This is a genomic window from Chryseobacterium sp. AC417 (assembly GCF_979258215.1).
In genome coordinates this window covers 2,930,376-2,950,598 of record NZ_OZ409845.1, presented here as the reverse complement: position 1 = coordinate 2,950,598, position 20,223 = coordinate 2,930,376, and the positions used below count along the sequence as shown (strand labels likewise).

Below are 20,223 nucleotides of genomic sequence, written 5' to 3'. Positions count from 1 at the left end.
AAAATGAGTACCAGCAAATATAACTTTGACGAAATCATCGACAGACGACTAACAGATTCTGTAAAATGGGATTTGGCGAAAGATGCCGAAGTTTTGCCAATGTGGGTCGCAGATATGGATTTTAAAACTGCGCCCAAAATTACAGAAGCACTTCTAAATAAAGTTTCACAAGGTATTTTTGGTTACAATCTTGTTCCGACAGATTTTTTCGATTCGATAATTCATTGGTGGAGAGAAATTCATCATTTTGATATTAAAAAAGAATCGATTCTGCCTGGTCCTGGAATGATTCCGACACTTTCTGCAATCTTGAGAACCTTTGTTAAATCTGGTGAAAATATTATTATTCAGCCGCCTGTTTACAATCATTTTTATAATCTTTTGGAAAATTGTGAATTTGGAATGGTCGAGAATAATTTAATCTATCGAAACGAAAATTATCAAATTGATTTTGATGATCTTGAAATTAAAGCCTCAAATCCCAAAACCACACTTCTGCTATTGTGCAATCCTCACAATCCCGTTGGCAGAGTCTGGAATAGAAGTGAACTTGAAAAGATGGCGGAAATTTGTTCGAAACATCAGGTGATGGTAGTTTCAGATGAGATTCATGCAGATCTGGTTGTTAACGGTCATCAGCATATTCCTTTCGCATCGATTGCTGAAAATTATGATTTGAAATCTATTACTTGTGGTTCGCCTTGTAAAACTTTCAATCTTGCAGGTTTACCTATTTCTTATGTGCTTTCTGAGGATGTTGAAATTTTAAATAAAATTCATAAAACTTTCGAAATTCAGGAAACAAGTTATCCAAATCCAATGGCTGCAGAAGCTTTGGTTGCCGCTTACCAATATGGAAAAGAATGGCTGGAAGAACTGAAAATTTATCTTTATGAAAATTATGAATATCTTTTAGAATTTATCAGCCAAAATTTACCAGAAATTAAAGTCATTCCATTAGAAGCAACCTATTTGGTCTGGCTGGATTGTAGTTCATTAAATAAAACGTCAGAAGAACTTTCCAAAATTCTACTCGAAGAAGAAAAGCTTTGGGTAAATCCCGGAACATTGTATGGCTCAGCCGGCGAAGGTTTTCTGAGAATCAATATTGGCTGCTCCAGGGAAATTCTAATTGAGGGTTTGAACCGATTGAAAAATTTTTGTCAGAATTTGAAATAATAATTTCTAATAAATTCGCTCATTACTATGATTTAAAATTAATTAGAATATAATAAAAATGGCGCCGCTTGTTTTAAAGTGGCGCCATTTGGCTTTTTGTGAACTAATTTTACTTGCTGCTTTTGTCCACGATAAAACAATCTTTTATGATTTAATGTCTTATATCAAATGAATAGTACCTTTCATTGTATAAAAACTACCGTCAGCCAAAGTTGCATTGCTGTAGATAATTCCTTTCTCGTGGTCTTCAACATGAGTAACCGTAGCGCCTGAAATTTCTTTCCATGCAACCATATAAACATTTTCACGAATCTCGGCAATGGTTGTTTTTACTCTTTCTGAATACCCGTTTTTAGTTAATGAGCCTCCGTCAATAATGGTAAAAACTAAAGAGTCATCAGAATCGAAAAACAGTTCTGTTTTCAGACCATCCACTTCCATTCTGTATTTGTTGCCTACTAATTTATTTTTCATTTTTAATCATATTAAAGGAGTTCATAGGATTTCCATTTGCAGATTTTGATGCAGGAATTTCTTCTTGTACAACATCCCAATGCTCAGCAATTTTCCCATCTTCGATACGGAAGATATCCACAACAATGACGGGTATCGGACCCCATCCATTAACTACGCTGTGGCTGATAACAACATTTCCCTCTTCTACAATAATACCGGGTTCCCATCTGAACTTTGGATCAAGTAGGGTTAAAAGATCTTTGAGACCTTGGTGGCCGCTTATCATTGATGGATTGTGCTGAACGTATGATTCATGCCAATAGCGGTCTATAGCAGTACTGTCTTTTTCGTGAAACAATTCATTCATTGCTTTCACTACGATTTCTTTATTTTTCACTTTTTATTAGTTTTAATTTATTTGTTTCTTTTAATGTCCGAATGTTATTTTAGTTCGAGGGATCAAATTAAAGCAACATGATAAAACATTTTTCTGGTTTGCTTAATCAAGAAAAACATATAATGATTTAATTTTTCCATCTTTAAAATGAGCGATATCCATTCCTGTAGCAACGTGCGGCTGACCTTCAGGACCAGCTCCCCAAATGAGCCTGCCCAAATTATTATTAATGATAATAGGTTTAAGCTGAGTGAAAATAAAATCAGGTGGCAAATTCTGAAGTGTTATGGTCACGCTTTCATTAATGGCATCTAATCCCTTTACTTTATGTCCTGTATGGTACAATTTGGCTTCTTCTCCATAAATTTTTTTGATGGCTTCCATTCTGATGGTAGAATTTTTTTCATTCCAAACATGTTGAAGGTTGTCTTCCATCATTTGGATTTCTTGATTTTTCATATTTTGGATTTTAGAATCTTTTTAAATAACAAGCACATCCTGATGATAAAAAGATGTGCTGTAAAATGTTTAATTTGTAGATACAGGAGTATTTAGAAGCTGCAGTTCCCATGCAAGTGCAACACCGCTTGCGCCACCATGTTCTATGATCACTTCAGAAAGTTGACCCGCTGTTTCCATACGTGCCCAATCGCGCTGCCACTCAGCAATTACCGCAAGCCAATTGATCGGCACAATACCGACCTGAACCATACGGCGTACTGCCATATCATGCGCTTCTGAAGTTGTCGAACCACTTGCATCGGTTACCACAAAAACATCATAACCTTCACCTAATGCCTGAATTGCAGGCATCGCAACGCAGATCTCTGTCCATAAACCGGCAAGAATCAGCTGCTTACGGCCGCTTTCTTTTACGATATCGGTAACCTTCGGATCTTCCCATGTATTGATGAATGTCCTGTTAATAGGTTTTTGATCAGGATAAACATCCTGCAGTTGTTTGATAATGTAGCCACCTCGTTCCTCAATAACGGTGGTAAGAATTGTAGGAACATTAAAAATTTTGGATGCTTTGGCGAGCCCTGTCACATTATTTACAATCATTGTCGGCTCATGACTGTTGAGGTTTGTAAATTGATAAGGCTGATGATCAATCAGTACAACAATGCTGTCCTCAGGACGCAAAAGACCTTGAAGGCCGATTTTGGGAGATTTTTCCATTTTTTATGATATAAAATTAGTATCACAAAAGTGAATGAAATGATCCGTCAAAATAGTAGACAAAAGACGAAAAAAAAAGTAGATATATGTCTAAATAAGAAATTGGCTATATTATTTTTTAAGTAACTTTTTTCGCACTCTACTAAGGGTATCTTTTGTTATTCCCAAATAGGATGCGATAATATGCTGAGGGAAGCGGGAAACAAAATACGGATGACATTCAACAAAATCATTATAGCGTTTTTCCGCAACAGAACTGATGGAAGATGTTATTCTTCTCTGTGTTGCAATATTGTTTCTCTCATCAAGCTTTAACAAAAGCTCATTAAAAGCAGGACATTCATGGGCTAATTTTACGGTGCTTTCTCTCGTGACCAAAAAGACTTCACAGTCTTCCCATGCATCAATATGATATGCACTCGGTGTTGACATTGCAAAACTTTCGCGATCACCTGCCCACCAGTTTTCAACAAAAAGATTGACAATATGTTCAGTGCCTTTATCGTCTGTATAATATTGTCTCATGGCTCCTTTTACAATAAATGCAAAATGTTTGCAGATTTCTCCTTCTTCTAAAAGGAATTGTTTTTTTCGCAGTTTTTTTCTGATAAAGTAATTCTGAAAGACTTTGAAATCTTCTGCAGAAATTGGGGTTGTAGAGTACTGGTTGATATAGTTCAATAATGGATGCATGGAATGATATTAGCTCAGACAAAGTTAATTATTTTTTGAGTTTTGATAATATTTCTGTTATGCAGACAAAATTCTTTTTTCTATTGAGGTAAGATTTAAATACTACAAAATATCGGGTTCAATTTTCTTTAATAAGCGATTATGTAAAAGTATTTGATTTCAAATAAATTGATTTAAAGGAGAAATTTAATAATAATTTTTGTTTTATTAGTAGATATATGTCTACAATATTTATTGTCAAATGTCGTCTTTGATTTATAATGATACATCTAAATTTGTTTCAAATTATAGAGTTTGAAGTGATATGAAAATAAGCGTTTAAATTAGATTTAATGCCTTTTTCTTAGTAAGATTATATCAAAATCTTAACAAAACAAAAAATCATTTAAGTTCGCAATCCTTGAACAATCATATATATAAAACCAAATAATCAACAATATAAATGGAAATAGGAATAGACAGTTTTGCATCTGCAATGTATGGCAGTGACCATCTTAATAGTGCAGATGTCATGGAACAACTGTTGGATAGAATCGTAAAGGCCGATCAGGCCGGGCTGGATTTTTTTGGTGTCGGAGAGCACCATAAAAGGGGCTTTTTAGATTCTGCACCAGCCGTCATTCTTGCAGCCGCCGCAGCCAGAACAAAACGGATTATGCTTGGCAGTGCGGTAAAGGTGCTGAGCACCGATGATCCTGTACGGGTGTATCAAAGCTTTGCTACCCTTGATCTGATATCGAGAGGACGTGCCGAAATAGTAGTTGGCCGCGGTTCTTCAATTGAGGCTTACCCTCTTTTCGGTTTTAATCTGAAAGATTATGATGCACTATTTTCGGAAAAGCTGGAATTACTTCTTCAAGTAAACGATAACGAGTTTACAACCTGGTTCGGTAATTTCAGGCCGTCATTAGATAACCAACCCGTTTACCCACGGGCATTACAGGAAAAACTGCCTGTTTGGTTGGGAGTAGGTGGCACACCGGAATCATTTGTGCGTGCAGGCTCATTGGGACTGCCTTTGATGGTAGCTGTAATCGGTGGAGAAACAGAACGCTTTCGCCCTCTAGTCGATCTTTATCGTGAAGCAGGGCATGCCGCAGGATTTTCACCAGAGCAGCTGAAAGTGGGGTTGCATTCTCCAGGTTATGTAGCTCATACTACCGAACAAGCGATTGAAGACTATTACCCCGGCTATTCCAAATTATGGACTCAGTTGGGTAAGGATCGCGGCTGGCCTCCGGTAACTCGACAAAGTTTTAACGCTTTGATTGCACCAAAAGGCGTATTGATAGTGGGAGGATCGGAAGAAGTCGCTGAAAAATTATTAAGGCACAGTAAAGCATTGGGTGGTGTAGACCGGTTTGCTTTCCAAATGGATAACGCTGGCTTGTCGCATCAGCAATTGCTGCAGGCTACCGAATTAATAGGGACCAAAGTAATCCCATTCATAAAGCAGGCATTATAAAAAATATTATTTACAAAAAACAAATTGACAATTATGAAAATATTCATCAAAGAGCGTGAAAACGGAGGCTTTGCCATAGCAAGGGAAAATGAAAAAAGGGCAGGAGCAATGACGTACTCTTCAGCAGGAGAACATTTGATCATCATCGACCACACTGAGGTGGAGCCAGAATACATGGGTAAAAAAGTCGGCCTTCAAATGTTGTATAAAATTGTTGAGATGGCTAGGAAAAACGATATGAAAATCATTCCGTTATGTCCTTTTGCGGCAGCGATGTTCAAAAAAGAAGAAAATATTAAAGACGTATTAAAAAACATTAATTAATTTTGGAAAATACAAAAGAATATAAAAAAGGTGACTTCACCATTTTGTGGAAACCCAAAATGTGCATCCATGCAGGTATTTGTGTAAAAAGTCTGCCACAGGTTTACAATCCAAAAGCATCACCATGGGTTAATTGCGAGAATGCTTCAGTAGAAGATCTAAAGAAGCAAATAGAAAAATGTCCTTCCGGAGCATTATCGTATAAGGAATCTTAATTGAGATTTATTCCACCTACAGCATCATCGATGAAAGGTGAAAATTTCAAAAATAAAAAAATATCCATATCATTTAAATTTACAAACAATGACTGATCCAAGATTTCCTGTATTAACCCAAAAACAAATCAATATTTTAAAAGAGTCAGGAACGGTAATGACCTTTGAAAAAGAAACTGCGGTTTTTGAAGCTGGGGATAGCTCCTATAATTTTTATGTCGTTCTAGACGGAGCAGTGGTCATTAAAGATCCGTTTAATGAAAATCAAGTATTGGCAACTCATGGGATCAATGAGTTTACCGGTGATAACAGTATGCTATCCGACAGAAGTATACCATTTAGCGCTTATGCTTTAAAAGACACTGCCGTTCTTAGCATTACCCCTATTGATCTTAAAGAGATCATATCCAAACACAGCGATATATGTGACGTTCTTTTAACTGCTTTTATTCATAGACAGGAAATCATGCTGAAAGAATTCAACGGGGGTATAAAAGTGATCGGTCCCGAAAAATCTAAAGAAACCTATGCATTACGTGATTTTCTGGAAAAGAATCATATTTGGCATACGTTCCTTAATACTGATGTTTCAGAAGAAGCTCAGGAGCTTTTACAGAGTTTCGGACTGCTCAATGAAGATTTACCGATTGTTATCAGTATCTCAGGAGAAATTTCGAAAAAGCCTACTGTTGCTGAAATTGCAAGAAAAACGGGTGTTTTAATTGAATTTACTGATGAAATATTCGACGTTTTGGTAGTAGGAGCAGGTCCATCGGGTTTAGCAGCGAGTGTATATGCCGCTTCAGAAGGGCTGTCTGTTATTACCATTGACGGTAATGCTCCCGGAGGACAAGCCGGAAAAAGTTCAAAAATAGAAAATTACTTAGGCTTTCCTACAGGAATATCCGGAAACGACCTTGCCAATAAAGCATACATCCAGGCACAGAAATTTGGATGTACGCTTTCTATTCCGCAAAAGGCAGAAAAAGTAGAGTATAACGGCAGCTATTTTACCTTGTGTGCTTCAAATGGTAAAAATATTAAGGCAAAATCTGTCATTGCAGCAACGGGAGCCAACTACAGACGTTTACCGGTAGATAATATTGAAAAATTTGAAGGCAGCGGAGTTTTCTACTCAGCTACAGGAATGAATGCATCTGCCTGTAAAAATGAACTGGTAGGAGTGATTGGAGGTGGGAATTCAGCGGGACAAGCTGCACTGTTTTTAGCAGATCATGCTCATGAGGTTCATGTAATTATTCGTGGAAATGATCTGGGAGCCAAAATGAGTGATTATCTGGTTCAAAGAATTGAGACTACTCCCAATATCATCGTTCACAAGAATAGCAATATCACTCAGCTCAACGGAACCCATTATCTGGAATCTTTAGTACTTGATACAGATGGAACGACACAAGTGATCGGTATTTCAAATTTATTCACGTTCATAGGAGCAAAACCCTGCACGGAATGGTTAAACGGAATGGTTTCCATGGATGATAAAGGATTTATTCATACAGGCTCTGAAGTTGTTGAATCTACAATGGCTGAATCTGTTATCTACAAAAAAAGAAAGCCACAATCTCTTGAGACCAGTATTCCAGGTTTCTATGCTGTAGGAGATGTTCGGAAAGGGTCTGTAAAAAGAGTAGCCTCTGCGGTTGGTGAAGGTTCTATGGCCATCAGTCAGGTTCACCAGTATTTAGCCGAATTAAAAATGAATGCTTAGATTAAATTTGAGGTATTAAAATTAGAAAATGTCTATTTACAATAGAGAATTCTCATTATGAAACAAAAAAAATACTCCAAAGTCGGAAACTTTGGAGTATTTTAATTAGATATTATGATAAAAGTTCCTGCATTCCAAATGCTGTTAAAACTTTTGCATATTCAGAGGCTACAGCTTCATTGGCTGTTCTTACAATTTCTCCCGTTGTAGGGTCGGCAACTGTTCTTAACGGTCTTTGTCCTTTTGGTAAATTGATTAGGTTTACGACAGCATCTGCAACCTCCTGCGGATTTGGTTTTGCAGTTTCAAACATTTGACCAACGGCTCCAAATATTTTATCCGGAATATCAGCGATCTTTTTATAATCATCAACAACGGATGCGTCAGAACCGAATTGAACTTTTTGAGACATCTCGGTAGGAAACGAGCCTGGCTGAATAATGGCTACATCTACTCCAAATGGTCGTAGCTCATAATGCAAACTTTCGCTTAAACCTTCAAGAGCGAATTTTGAAGCACCATACATTGCAAAAAAAGGAGCTGAGAATCTGCCCCATCCGCTGGAAACATTAATAATCAAACCTTCTGATTGTTTACGCATAAAAGGTAACGCCAATTTCATCAATCTCCACGGAGCGATTACATTCACATCAATCATTCGCTGCAAATCTTCAGGCGTAGAACTTTCAGCCACACCAAACATTGAGATCCCTGCATTATTTACCAAGATATCAATGGTACCTTCTTTAGCTATAATGGTGTCGATTGCATTTTTCACACTTGTTTCATCAGTGAGCGCCACATCCAAAACGGTTATGTTTTCTACCTGTGCCAAGGCTGTTGCTCTATCGGCATTTTTTCCGTCTGTATCTCTCATTGTAGCATACACTTTATGCCCTAAAGCTGCAACACTATTAGCAGTAAGCCACCCAAATCCACTATTTGTACCTGTTATTAACACTACTTTTTTGTCCATTTTCTTTATTTTAAATTGATGATACAAATTTCGGGTATTGGTAAGTGGAAACGTTTACCAAATGGTAAAAAGCAATTTTCACCTGATATTTTTTCTTATTCTGCTTAATGATTGTTGGGTAATTCCTAAGTAAGAAGCAACATGGGAAAGAGGTATCCGATTGACAAGATTCGGAAATTTTTCAATGAAAGATAAATAGCGGGTGGTTGCATCTTCTGAAACCAACGGACTTCTCCTTTCAATGGTTTCTATCAGACATTTTTTATAAATTTTAGCAACAGTTGTGTCCCAGCCAACTATAGTATTAAGAAGGTCTTCCCAATCTTTTCTTGAAAAAACAAGCATTGTAGAATCGGTAACTGCCTGTATATATTCGGAAGCTACCGAGTTTGTTTCAAACTTCTGATAATCGCTGACAAAATTGTTTTCATCAATAAAAAAATGTGTTATCTCATCACCATTGTTGTTGTAATAACAAAAACGAAATACGCCCTTAAGAATAAATCCAACCTGCATAGGGACTTTTCCCGCTTCGGAAAAATATTCATCTTTACGAAGATTAACCATTGTTGCTTTGCTTGTGATAAGGTCAATTTGCTGTTTATTCAGACCTCCAAACTGTAGAATATAATCTATAAACTCTTTCATAATTTAAAAATACTTTTTATTACCATCAACAAACTTACCCTATGGTAAAAATCTATTGTTTGACAAAATGCATGAGCAATTTCAGTACCTTTTTTCCAATTGCTAATTTCAGTTCCGACCATCAAAAATGTACATTGTTCAGAGTCTGGAACGGTGTTTTCTCATTGATGACTTTTGAAAACTATCCTTTGTCGGCAAATAGTTTTCCAAAAAGCTGCTCCGTCATTTTTTAATGCTTCGGGTTACGAGTTGAAATATATATGATAGAACAATTTTGAACATTTTCAAAAATTAGGCTTAACTGTTTAGAGTCAAACCCAATTATCTTCAATTACTAATATATGCTATAATATTTCAAATTAATTTTTTAGTTTAATTTTTACTGACTTAGTCTTATTATTAAGATCTACATATTTGAATATTATTTCTCCATTTTCTTGCTTGAGCAGTTGATCGTAGGTATAGATGTCTTTACTTACCATATTATTGATAGATATAACCTTCTGACCTTTCTTAAGTCCTTTTTTATAAGCATCTGTATTTTCCATAACATTTGATATTATAATCTCTTTCCTGTCGTCACTATACTCAAAAGTTATAGGTTTAGCCAATGCGTCAAAATCCATAAAAAAAAGATTGTTAGGCTTTAAGTAAAGATATTTATTCTTATAATCGAGTATAAAATTAAACCTGTTAATGATCTCGCTTCCCAAGATGCCTAAAAGATGATCTAAAGAACTAACGCCTTGTTTATCAGAGGATAAAGAAATCGCTAAATTTTTATTTTTAATTATAGTATTACCTAACTGAATACTTTTAATGAGTCCTTTATTATAATTCGTATTATTGCTCAGATTGCGGCTACTGTACAAAATTTTCTCATCAATTTTATTGAGAAGATCATTTTTCTCCTTATAAGGCGTATTGACCAGAAGAGTAAGTCTTGCACCGCTATCAAATAGTATGTCACCGGAAAATTTTTCATTATTTTTCAGTTCAAAGGTAATCGGAATTCTAGGAATGCCAGAGAAAAGCTCAAAAGGAATCTTCTCATAACCCTCATAATCTATAAGATCACCCAACTTGTATAAATTCATGGTCTGAGTTTCAAAATCAATTTTGGTAAGATAATTTGTTAAAATCGCAGCGCCTATGATTCCGTCAAACTTTTTCTCATACGTTGTATTGAGTCTTGATAAGTCATCTAAAACAATATTTGTACTATCTATAAATTGACTTCTATCAAAAAATATTTTTTGATTAGTCATTACCTCATAAAGCTTTTTACCTCCTGCTCCGGTCACTTCTGTTTGGTAATCAGCTTTAAGATTGTATTTTTCAGCTATTTTTTTATCTAACAAAGTTGTACCTGCTCCTGTATCGAAAAAAAAGAGTAAACTGTCCTTTTGGTTTTCCATAGGAAGTTTTATAAAAACAGCTTTATTGTCCTTTGATAATTCGAAGGTTAGCTTTATCTGTTGTGCGTAACAAGTAGCTGCAACAAAGAGGATTAAAAAAAAAGTTAATTCTTTAAATTTTATATTCATAATTTATTTTATTACAAATTAAGTTCTTATCAGCCAGTATCTTTATAGACAATTATCTACTATAAGATAATTATAGTTATGTCTGGTGAAATTGTCTATAAAATACTTGGAATTAATCAATACGGTTCAGATTTTCAGTTGAAAATAAATACCAATAAAGACTAGAAGCAAAAACTGTTTTATATTTTTCGTTTTTTAAACACTTACAATATTAATACTGATACCTTTATTTATTCAGTTTCTTCATGAAGCTGCGGATTTTTTCGATGATTGCATCACCTTCTTCTTCCATAGCAAAGTGACCGGTATCATAGATATTATAATCGATATTTTTAACATCTTTTATATAAGCTGCTGCACCGCTTTCTGGAAAATAGATATCATTTTTACCCCAAACAACTAATAATGGTGGCTGATAATCACGAAGATATTTTTGCCATTTTGGATATAGTTTGACATTATTTTGATAGTCATACCACAGATCAAGATTTACCTTGTGTGCATTGGGGCGAGACATTCTGAGATAATCTAATTGCCAAGAATCAGGATTTATATTTTCTTTGTTTCTGGTGCCGTGCGTGTATTCATTTTTCAAACCTTCAAGAGTAAAAGCTGGTAATAAAACTGATTCTGTTTTCTCATTCCGGTCTTTCCATAATTCTCTTATAAGTTTCCATCCTTCACCGAGGCCTTCTTCATAAGCATTTCCGTTTTGTGTTATCATAGCAGTAACTCTTTCCGGATGTTTTGTAGCGATTCTAAATCCGATAGGAGCACCGTAATCCTGCATTACGATGGCATAAGATTTTAAGCCTTTTTTTTCCAAAAAAGCATCCATAGTAATGGCTATATTATCAAAAGTATATTTGTATTGTTCTGGTGCAGGAAAGTCGCTATCACCAAATCCCGGATAATCCGGAGCAATTAAGTGATAGTCGTCCGATAACTGATCAAGCACTTTTCGGTATTGATGGGATGAAGCAGGATACCCATGTAAGAGTACAATAGTTGGTTTTACTGGATTTCCTGCTTCCCGGTAAGCGATATTGATGCCGTTCACCTCTAGTTTTCTAAATTTTGTTGTTTTCATATGTACATCTTTTATAAAATGATTATTATTTTCCTTTGATTGGTTAGATGTCTTATTACATCCTAACAGTAGCGTTAATGCGAAAAATAAAATTGTTGTGTGTTTCATCATGATAGTGTTAAAGTTTTATTACCAAACGTTCGGTAAAATTAAAAGTGAAATTTTTTTATTTGATATATCGTTGCTCAATATTTTTCAATACATTTTCAAAAACGGTTGTATTGTTCAGTATTTTAGAGAGAACCAAACTACCCTGAATGTCTATTAAATTTTGAATAGCCAATTGCTCTGCTTTCTCAGCTGATAAATGAAATGATAGTCCAGTTTTTGTAAATGCATTAATCCATTGTTGCATACTTTCTTTGAGATTATTCTCAAAAAGTTGTAAACCGGTATCCATAGATAGTGCTTGAAATATACACATGTTTTCGCCTCCCTTGTACAGTTGACTGATTTGTTCCAACCCATTTTTTAATCGCGTAACCGAATCATTTTTTTCATCATTTAGTGCTGAAAAAATATTCTTTTCGACCCATTGATCAAGATATACCAAAACAGATTCTGCCATTTCTTGTTTTCCGTTAGGGAATCGATGATAGAGACTGGCCTTTTTCAAGCCTGTTTCGTCTGAAAGTTCCTTTAAGCTTGCTCCTTCATAACCAAATGAACGAAAGGTCTTAGATAAGCTTTCCATTAAATGATTTTCTGATACTTTCTGTGGTCTCATGATGCAAAGGTAATGAATTAATTTAATTTTACCAAACGTTCGGTAATTATCGTGAAATATTTAAATAGAGACTTATTTGTAGCAATATACCAGTACATCATCAAGATTAATTCCTTCTCAATGATGTATCTCTTGGTTAGTCGCTTTTGTAATTATTTTTTTGTGTGCATTATATAAGATCTTTCTTTTACAACAAAATGCCCCCAATCAACCAACGATTCTAATAGCGGTATTAGTGTTTTGCCAAAATCTGTTAAGGAATATTCTACTTTTAAAGGCGGTTTTATATTAAAAACCTCTTTTTTTATAATTCCGTCTTCTTCCAGACTCTTCAATTGAATTGAAAGCATTTTTTCGGTGATATTTGGGATGAGTTTTTTGATTTCATTAAATCTTTTCTTATCCTCTATTATGTAATAAAGCACTACCGTTTTCCATTTTCCACCTAGATGATGCATTGCTACATCCATCCCACAATGAAATTTCAACTCAGTAATTTCATTAGGTGATTCTACACTATTATTCATCATACATTATTTTAACCTGTCAGGTTTGACAGTTATTGATTGGGTACAAATTTAAAGATAGTTTTGCAACTGTAAATAATATAGTTTAAAATATGCACAAAAAGCAACTGCATATATGAACTCGTTTTAATCTCAAGAATATGAAAACCCTAGTTTTATTATCACATCCCAATTTAGAAAGCTCAATAGCCAATAAAACAATCATTGAACATCTAAAAATAATGATACCAAATTCGCAAATAGAAGTGCGTCATCTCGAAAGCATTATATCCTAATTATGATATAGATGTTGAATCGGAACAGTCTGCTTTACTTGATGCAGATTTTTTGATTTTTCAACATCCTCTTTATTGGTACAGTACCCCTGCAATTTTAAAAAAATATTTAGATGATGTAATGACTTGGGGATTTGCCTATGGTACTGGAGGAGACAAACTAAAAGGCAAACATTTTATGCAAAGTATTACTTTAGGTGGCTCAAGAGAGGCTTATACCCCTCTTGGCTATAATCGTTTCAGTATAGAAGATCTTTTAAAACCCATGCAGCAAACTGCTTATCACACTCAAATGGTTTACAGTCTTCCTTTGTACTCTTACGGCAATACTTACATATCTGGAATCTATAACTCAATATCGGAAGTGAAAGAGAACGCTATTGTTCATGCAGAAAAACTAATTGAAAAAATTCAGGAATTTTCGAAAGGCAATAAAGAAAAGGTGGAAGCATTTATTTATAAATGGTTTAGCCATCTTGATTTATTAGACGAAAACGGATATTTCATACAGTACCTTCATCAAGATATCGAATTTACATTTCCAGGTAATTGTAGCAAGAAAGGACATGCTGAATTTAATAAGTGGTACTCCTCAATAAAAGAAAAATTAGAAGCTCCGATTAAACATGAAGTTAAAAACTTAAACATTCAGGAAACGGAAAAAAATCAATTTGATATTCGCTTTGAAGTGAGATTTCAGGCTAAAGAAAAGGAAAGTCAAAAAGAAATTGATGTTCTTGAAACAGAAAATTGGAAATTATTTTGGAATGAGACAAGTAATAGACCAATTATTGAAAAGTACATTGTAAGCAATTAAAATAACATCAACGATGAGGAAGTTAATACTAGTTTTATGCATTTCAGTCTCAGCACTAGGTTGTAATAACAGTTAAATAAGAAGATCAACAATAACAAAAAATATTGGAAAATGTTACTCAGCTAGTCATTTCAGTTTCAATGTAGTTTGAAAAGAAAAGCGATGAAGATGTTGTAGCTGAATATGTGCTAGAACATGTTTTAATTAATAATCAAAAAAAATAGAAGAATTAGTAGCTGATATTGATCAATTGATGGTTGATATTGATAATTATTGGGAGGAAGTTGGTGTTGAGGCAAACAGATATTTTGAAAACTCAGAAGATGCATTCGAATGGCTGAATATGATTAAAAAAGAATTAATAAAAATGTGAGATTTCTACAATTTGGTATGACTATTTTGAGCATAAGCTGTCTCATTGATTTCTAAAAATATCATTAACAAAAGGAAAATTGCAAGGTCAAAAAAAATCTTTATATTCATTAAAGTAAAACCAAAAGTACAATCGTCATAGCAATATGGAGATTGCCGAGAAAATAACAATGCCACAGAAGGAAAAAGAAAGCATCATTTCTCAAACCGTATCAAGTTACGGTGGAAAACTGATGTCTTTTATTCGACCGAAAGTGAAAAATACCGAAGATGCGGAAGATATTCTGCAGGAAGTTTGGTATCAGTTCAGCAGTTTGACCAATCTTTCTGAAATTGTAAATGTCGGTGGATGGTTATATCGTGTCACAGCAAACAAAATCATAGATAAATACCGAAAAAAGAAAACCGAAAACCTTGAAGATTTTGTATACGAAGACGAGGACGGAACGTTTTCAATAAAAGATATTCTGTTACAAGATGACAGTGCAGGACCGGAAGTGAAAATGTTTCAGGATGAGATTTGGAAAAAACTGTTTGAGGCTTTAGAAGAGCTTCCGGAAAAACAAAAACTCGTCTACATGGAAAACGAACTGAACGATAAAACATTGCAGCAAATAGCTGATGAACAGGGTGAAAATATCAAAACCATCATCAGTAGAAAAAATTATGCAGTGAAGCATTTGAGAAACAGATTGAGACAGTTGTACGAAGATTTAAATAATTAGAAACAAATAAAATGAACAATAAATATAAAAAAAGCTGGGCACTTTTAATCTTATGTCCGCCATTGATTTTCCTTGCTGTAGCGCTGATTGTGATGTGGCTTTGGAACTGTATTCTTCCCGAAGTTATCGGTGTGAAAAACATTAATTATTGGCAGGCAATGGGGATCTTAGTGTTGAGTAAAATTCTGTTCGGAGGTTTTCACGGGAAATTCGGAAGAGGAATGCGAGATATGAAAGAAAAACATCTGAGACATAAAATGGAAGGAATGTCTGAAGAAGAAAAAGAAAAATTCAAAGAAGTCTGGAGACAAAAATGCTCAACCGGATTCTTCAACAGAAACAACGAATAGTTTTAGAAATTTTATTTCCTCCGACGACCGTAAAGGAAGGGGATTTTCTTCATCAAAATTACAATTTTGTCATCCTGAGCTTGTCGAAGGATTTAGGTAAATTAATTTTGATGAATTTTTAAAGAAGTAGTAAAGTAAAAATCAAAATGAATTCGTCTCTATAAAAAACAAAAATTAGTTGTCTTATCAATAATAAAACTTTGAGTTCTTAGCTGAGTAAAACGCCTTTGCGAAACTTAAAAACAGTGAGCTGGTAAAAAAAGCTTTGCGGACTTTGCGTTAAAAGTTTGATTTTAATAAGACATATTTTAAAACAAGAAGTAGTAAAATTTAAAATTTAAAAATGAAAAATTCAGTATTAAAAGGTGTTCTAGGAGCATTAGCCGTTGCCGGAGTTGCAGTCGTTGCTAAAAAAATAATTGAAAGAAAGAGATTGGTAAGAGGTATTTTCAATGAATACGGAATCAAAGAAAAATCTCCTTTCGGACTGGCTGATAAAATCAGAGAAATGGATGAGGAAAAATATCAGGAATTGAAAGGAAAGCTTAAGAAGGAATTCAAATCCAGATGCTGCAAAAGAGAAAATTCTTTCGAAGCATAATAATTTATTTTTAATTAAATTGAAATTGTTGATTCCGGTGCGGGAAGCTTCGCTTCCCGCACCGGAATTTTTTTGTCTTTGTAAGAAATAACAAAATTTCCTTATTTTTGTATTCACTTACATGAAAGATTACTACTATTTTCTTGGGATTTCTCACAATGCTTCAGATGAAGACATCAAAAAATCCTACAGAAAACTTTCATTAAAATACCATCCCGATAAAAATGAAAATGATGAATTCTTTGCAGACCGTTTCAAAGAAATTCAGGAAGCGTATGAAACCTTGAGTGATAAAGGGAGAAGAATTACCTATGACCAGAATTTAGAAAGTCAGCAGAAAAGTTTCAGATATACGGTTCCTCCTTCTATTAAAACTTTTTCAGCCAATAAAATTCACGCAAAAAAAGGAGAGGAAATTATCATCACTTGGCAAACTCAAAATGCTGATGTAGTGAAAGTATTGCCTTTCGGATTGGAAAAAGCGTACGGAGAAAGAATATTTAAGATTACGGAATTCAAAAACGGTAAATTCCAGTTGTTGCTTCATGCAACCAATTCGCTTTTGCATAAAACAGTCGTTCAGGGGATTACCATAACAGAAGTTTTTGAAAGTGATGGTGAAAAATTCAGAGACAAAGCTGAAGAACTTTTCAAGTCACAACCAAGAACTGCAACAAATCCTAAAGGTCAGCCAAAAATTTTCAGATTAATTTTTGGACTTTTAATTTTAGCTTTAGCGATATATTTTTTAATCAGCAGTATAACCAGCTAAGCCAGTTTCTTATTTCCAGGGCATTTTTTACACCTTTTACCTTTCTTAAATTTTTTACAGCAAGATTTTTTTTCACAGAACATTTCTTCATTACTAAAAGAAAATGCCGGAGCCAATGGCGGTACTTTAAATGGAGTGATGATATTCATACTGCAAATATATTAATTTAGAATAAATATAATTAATAATTAACATATAAATAATATCAATAGTTTTTATCATTGCTAATCTGCCTAAAAAAACGTAATTTTACCCATCTTTTTTTACAAACAAAATCTAATTATAAAAATGAATACAGAACAGTTTGTGAGCCGTCACATTTCCCTAAACGAAGCCGATAAGCAGGCAATGCTGGAAAAAGTGGGCGTTTCAAGTATCGAAGAGTTAATTTCTCAAACCATTCCATCATCCATCCGTTTAGAAAATGATCTGAATATTTCAGAGCCGCTTTCAGAATATCAAATGCTGAATCATTCACAGGAATTGGCAGCTAAAAACACGGATTATACGAGTTATATCGGTTTTGGGTACCACAATACCTTGTTGCCATCGGCAATTCAGAGAAATATCTTCGAAAACCCAAGTTGGTACACCGCTTATACGCCATATCAGGCAGAAATCGCACAGGGAAGATTAGAAGCTTTGCTTAATTATCAGACTGTTGTTTGTGATTTAACTGGTTTTGCTCTGGCAAATGCATCTTTATTGGATGAATCTACGGCAGCAGCAGAAGCGATGCATATGTTCTTCAATAACAGAACAAAAGATCAGAAAAAAGCGGGAGCTAACAAGTTTTTCGTTTCTGATCTGGTTTTACCTCAAACGGTCTCTGTTTTAAAAACAAAAGCGGAAGGTTTAGAAATCGAAATCGTAGAAGGTGATCACAAAACGCACCAATTCGACGAGTCTTACTATGGAGTATTATTACAATATCCAGGTAAAAACGGGATTGTTTTGGATTATACAGAAGATATTGCTGAATACAAAAAATTAGATTTACAGGTAGTTGTAGCTTGTGATCCGATGGCTTTGGTTAAACTGAAATCTCCTGCATCAATGGGCGCAGACTGTGCTGTTGGTACTTCACAGAGATTTGGTATTCCTTTAGGCTATGGTGGTCCTCACGCAGCATTTTTCTCTTGTAAAGAAGATTACAAAAGAGATATCCCGGGAAGAATTATCGGGGTGTCTCAGGATATGTACGGAAAACGTGCACTGAGAATGGCTTTGCAGACGAGAGAGCAACACATTAAGAGAGAAAGAGCAACTTCAAATATCTGTACTGCTCAGGTTCTTTTAGCGGTTATGGCTGGAATGTACGCTGTTTATCATGGTCCGAAAGGATTAAATTACATTGCCGATCAGATTCACTTTAAAGCAAATGCTTTGAAAGGCGGATTGAAAGCTTTGGGTTACCAGACGGTTGAAGAGCCCATCTTTGACACTGTGAAAATTGTGATAAGTGAAGATGAAAAGACCAGATTAATGAGAATGATGCTGGATCACCGATTAAATCTGAACTATTTCACAGAAGGTGTGGTAAGTATTGCCATTAATGAGAGTACTACACTAGAGAAACTAAATGTTTTGATGGCTTCTTTTGCTCAGTTTAAAGACAAGCAGACATTTAAATTAGAAATAAAAGAAGGATACAGCATTCCGGAAGAAAATCTTAGAAAAGACGAAATTCTTACGGAAGAAGTATTCAACAAATATCATACAGAGACAGAATTGATGCGTTACATCAAGCGTCTTGAAAGAAAAGATTTATCATTAACCCATTCTATGATCTCTCTTGGTTCTTGTACTATGAAACTGAACGCTGCGACTCAGATGTTACCACTTTCGTGGGCAGGTTGGGGAAGTGTGCATCCATTTGTACCCGTAAATCAGGCAGCAGGTTATCAGGAAATGATCAAAGAATTAGAGAAAGATCTTTCTGAAATCACTGGTTTTGCAGGAACTTCGCTTCAGCCAAATTCAGGAGCTCAGGGAGAATATGCAGGTTTGATGGTGATTAGAGAATATCACATCTCAAGAGGTGAAGGTCACAGAAATGTGGTTTTGATTCCTCAGTCTGCACATGGAACCAATCCGGCATCTGCAGCAATGGCAGGAATGAAGATTGTGGTCGTTAAAAATCTTGAAAGTGGAGAAATTGATTATGAAGATTTCAAAGCAAAAGCAGAAGCTAATTCTGAGAATCTATCTGCAGTAATGATCACGTATCCGTCAACTTACGGATTCTTTGATGCCAACATTAAAGAAATTACCCAATTGGTTCACGATCACGGCGGACAGGTTTATATGGATGGTGCCAACATGAATGCTCAGGTTGGGTACACAAGTCCTGGAAACATCGGTGCAGACGTTTGTCACCTTAATCTTCACAAAACTTTCGCAATTCCTCATGGAGGTGGAGGTCCTGGAGTAGGTCCGATCTGTGTTGCGAAACATTTAGTTCCTTTCTTACCTACCAATGCAAATATTAAAGTAGGTTCAAAAGAAGCGATTGAAGGTATTTCTGCTGCACCTTACGGATCTGGTTTAATCCTGAATATTTCTTACGCTTACATCAAAATGTTGGGAACTTCAGGTTTGAAAAAAGCAACGGAGCACGCAATCTTAAATGCCAATTACTTAAAAGAAATCTTGGCAGAACATTTCCCTATTTTATATTCAAATACAGAAGGTAGAGTAGCGCACGAATGTATCGTAGATTTCCGTCAGTTTAAATCTCTGGGAATTGAAGTGGTTGATGTTGCCAAAAGGTTGATGGATTACGGTTTCCACGCACCTACGGTTTCTTTCCCGGTTGCAGGAACACTAATGATCGAGCCTACAGAATCTGAAAGTAAATCTGAAATTGACCGTTTTGCCGAAGCTCTTATTGCTATCAAACATGAAATCGATGAGATTGCTAACGGTGAAGCAGATCAGACCAACAACGTACTGAAAAATGCTCCTCACACCGAGCAATTGGTAATTTCTGATTCTTGGGATAAACCATACAGCAGAGAGAAGGCAGCTTATCCGTTACATTGGGTGAGAGATCACAAATTCTTTGCGACTGTTGCAAGAGTAGATGAAGCTTACGGAGACAGAAACTTAGTGTGTACTTGTGAGCCGATTGAAGCTTATATGTAATTAAAAGTT

The 20,223-nt window shown here is 35.1% G+C and carries 22 protein-coding genes; 11 read left to right on the top strand and 11 right to left on the bottom strand.

The features are described from left to right. The first annotated feature begins 3 nt into the window (after nt 1-3). On the top strand, nt 4-1,179 hold the full coding sequence (locus ACZZ9T_RS14040) for a MalY/PatB family protein (protein WP_463442604.1): 1,176 nt from the start codon (nt 4-6) through the stop codon (nt 1,177-1,179). Between the two features lie 159 nt (nt 1,180-1,338). Here ACZZ9T_RS14040 and ACZZ9T_RS14035 read toward each other — a convergent pair whose 3' ends face one another. The 5 genes from ACZZ9T_RS14035 to ACZZ9T_RS14015 form a co-directional block, all read right to left on the bottom strand. Continuing rightward, nucleotides 1,339-1,653 (bottom strand): MoaF-related domain-containing protein, encoded by a 315-nt coding sequence (locus tag ACZZ9T_RS14035; protein WP_463433134.1) that lies wholly within the window; start codon nt 1,651-1,653, stop codon nt 1,339-1,341. After that, nucleotides 1,643-2,032 (bottom strand): nuclear transport factor 2 family protein, encoded by a 390-nt coding sequence (locus ACZZ9T_RS14030; protein WP_463442603.1) that lies wholly within the window; start codon nt 2,030-2,032, stop codon nt 1,643-1,645. Before ACZZ9T_RS14030 ends, ACZZ9T_RS14035 begins: the two co-directional genes overlap by 11 nt. Before the next feature lie 102 nt (nt 2,033-2,134). Further along, the gene (locus ACZZ9T_RS14025) at nt 2,135-2,491 is read right to left on the bottom strand and encodes a nuclear transport factor 2 family protein (protein WP_463442602.1); all 357 of its coding nucleotides are present in this window, start codon (nt 2,489-2,491) and stop codon (nt 2,135-2,137) included. 69 nt (nt 2,492-2,560) lie between these two features. Beyond that, entirely contained in the window at nt 2,561-3,178 is a 618-nt protein-coding gene (locus ACZZ9T_RS14020) for a hydrolase (RefSeq protein WP_463442601.1), read from the bottom strand. Between the two features lie 147 nt (nt 3,179-3,325). After that, nucleotides 3,326-3,907: a Crp/Fnr family transcriptional regulator gene (locus ACZZ9T_RS14015; RefSeq protein ID WP_463433126.1), complete on the bottom strand. Its 582-nt coding sequence runs from the start codon at nt 3,905-3,907 to the stop codon at nt 3,326-3,328. A gap of 442 nt (nt 3,908-4,349) precedes the next feature. On the opposite strand from ACZZ9T_RS14015, the gene ACZZ9T_RS14010 reads away from it, so the two are divergent. The 4 genes from ACZZ9T_RS14010 to ACZZ9T_RS13995 all read left to right on the top strand — a co-directional run bounded on the left by ACZZ9T_RS14010 (nt 4,350) and on the right by ACZZ9T_RS13995 (nt 7,640). Further along, complete coding sequence (locus ACZZ9T_RS14010; RefSeq protein ID WP_463442600.1) at nt 4,350-5,372, top strand: Atu2307/SP_0267 family LLM class monooxygenase; 1,023 nt, start codon at nt 4,350-4,352, stop codon at nt 5,370-5,372. Nucleotides 5,373-5,405: 33 nt separating this feature from the next. Beyond that, nucleotides 5,406-5,696, top strand: coding sequence for a GNAT family N-acetyltransferase (locus ACZZ9T_RS14005; protein WP_463442599.1), 291 nt, complete (start codon nt 5,406-5,408; stop codon nt 5,694-5,696). A 2-nt stretch (nt 5,697-5,698) separates the two neighbouring features. Beyond that, nucleotides 5,699-5,911: a (4Fe-4S)-binding protein gene (locus ACZZ9T_RS14000; RefSeq protein WP_463442598.1), complete on the top strand. Its 213-nt coding sequence runs from the start codon at nt 5,699-5,701 to the stop codon at nt 5,909-5,911. Between the two features lie 88 nt (nt 5,912-5,999). Then, nucleotides 6,000-7,640: an FAD-dependent oxidoreductase gene (locus tag ACZZ9T_RS13995; RefSeq protein ID WP_463442597.1), complete on the top strand. Its 1,641-nt coding sequence runs from the start codon at nt 6,000-6,002 to the stop codon at nt 7,638-7,640. Nucleotides 7,641-7,752: 112 nt separating this feature from the next. Here ACZZ9T_RS13995 and ACZZ9T_RS13990 read toward each other — a convergent pair whose 3' ends face one another. The 6 genes from ACZZ9T_RS13990 to ACZZ9T_RS13965 form a co-directional block, all read right to left on the bottom strand. Further along, nucleotides 7,753-8,616 carry an SDR family oxidoreductase gene (locus tag ACZZ9T_RS13990; RefSeq protein WP_463442596.1) on the bottom strand — a complete coding sequence of 288 codons (864 nt, stop codon included), beginning with the start codon at nt 8,614-8,616 and terminating at the stop codon, nt 7,753-7,755. A 78-nt stretch (nt 8,617-8,694) separates the two neighbouring features. Beyond that, complete coding sequence (locus tag ACZZ9T_RS13985; RefSeq protein ID WP_463442595.1) at nt 8,695-9,264, bottom strand: Crp/Fnr family transcriptional regulator; 570 nt, start codon at nt 9,262-9,264, stop codon at nt 8,695-8,697. 359 nt (nt 9,265-9,623) lie between these two features. After that, nucleotides 9,624-10,811, bottom strand: a complete 1,188-nt coding sequence (locus ACZZ9T_RS13980; RefSeq protein WP_463442594.1) for an aspartyl protease family protein — start codon at nt 10,809-10,811, stop codon at nt 9,624-9,626. A gap of 226 nt (nt 10,812-11,037) precedes the next feature. Then, nucleotides 11,038-11,901, bottom strand: a complete 864-nt coding sequence (locus ACZZ9T_RS13975; RefSeq protein WP_463442593.1) for an alpha/beta fold hydrolase — start codon at nt 11,899-11,901, stop codon at nt 11,038-11,040. 166 nt (nt 11,902-12,067) lie between these two features. Continuing rightward, on the bottom strand, nt 12,068-12,628 hold the full coding sequence (locus ACZZ9T_RS13970; RefSeq protein WP_463442592.1) for a TetR/AcrR family transcriptional regulator: 561 nt from the start codon (nt 12,626-12,628) through the stop codon (nt 12,068-12,070). A gap of 152 nt (nt 12,629-12,780) precedes the next feature. After that, on the bottom strand, nt 12,781-13,155 hold the full coding sequence (locus tag ACZZ9T_RS13965) for a winged helix-turn-helix transcriptional regulator (protein ID WP_463442591.1): 375 nt from the start codon (nt 13,153-13,155) through the stop codon (nt 12,781-12,783). 252 nt (nt 13,156-13,407) lie between these two features. On the opposite strand from ACZZ9T_RS13965, the gene ACZZ9T_RS13960 reads away from it, so the two are divergent. From ACZZ9T_RS13960 to gcvP, 6 genes are all read left to right on the top strand, one after another. Continuing rightward, nucleotides 13,408-14,247 carry an NAD(P)H-dependent oxidoreductase gene (locus ACZZ9T_RS13960; protein ID WP_463443007.1) on the top strand — a complete coding sequence of 280 codons (840 nt, stop codon included), beginning with the start codon at nt 13,408-13,410 and terminating at the stop codon, nt 14,245-14,247. Nucleotides 14,248-14,765: 518 nt separating this feature from the next. Further along, nucleotides 14,766-15,344: an RNA polymerase sigma factor gene (locus ACZZ9T_RS13955; RefSeq protein WP_463442590.1), complete on the top strand. Its 579-nt coding sequence runs from the start codon at nt 14,766-14,768 to the stop codon at nt 15,342-15,344. 11 nt (nt 15,345-15,355) lie between these two features. Beyond that, nucleotides 15,356-15,694, top strand: a complete 339-nt coding sequence (locus ACZZ9T_RS13950) for a hypothetical protein (protein ID WP_463433102.1) — start codon at nt 15,356-15,358, stop codon at nt 15,692-15,694. Between the two features lie 343 nt (nt 15,695-16,037). Beyond that, on the top strand, nt 16,038-16,295 hold the full coding sequence (locus ACZZ9T_RS13945) for a hypothetical protein (RefSeq protein WP_463442589.1): 258 nt from the start codon (nt 16,038-16,040) through the stop codon (nt 16,293-16,295). A 121-nt stretch (nt 16,296-16,416) separates the two neighbouring features. Next, nucleotides 16,417-17,067: a J domain-containing protein gene (locus tag ACZZ9T_RS13940; protein ID WP_463442588.1), complete on the top strand. Its 651-nt coding sequence runs from the start codon at nt 16,417-16,419 to the stop codon at nt 17,065-17,067. 288 nt (nt 17,068-17,355) lie between these two features. Then, a complete protein-coding gene (gene gcvP, locus ACZZ9T_RS13935; protein WP_463442587.1) occupies nt 17,356-20,214 on the top strand; it encodes an aminomethyl-transferring glycine dehydrogenase in 2,859 nt (952 codons plus the stop codon). Nucleotides 20,215-20,223 lie beyond the last annotated feature (9 nt).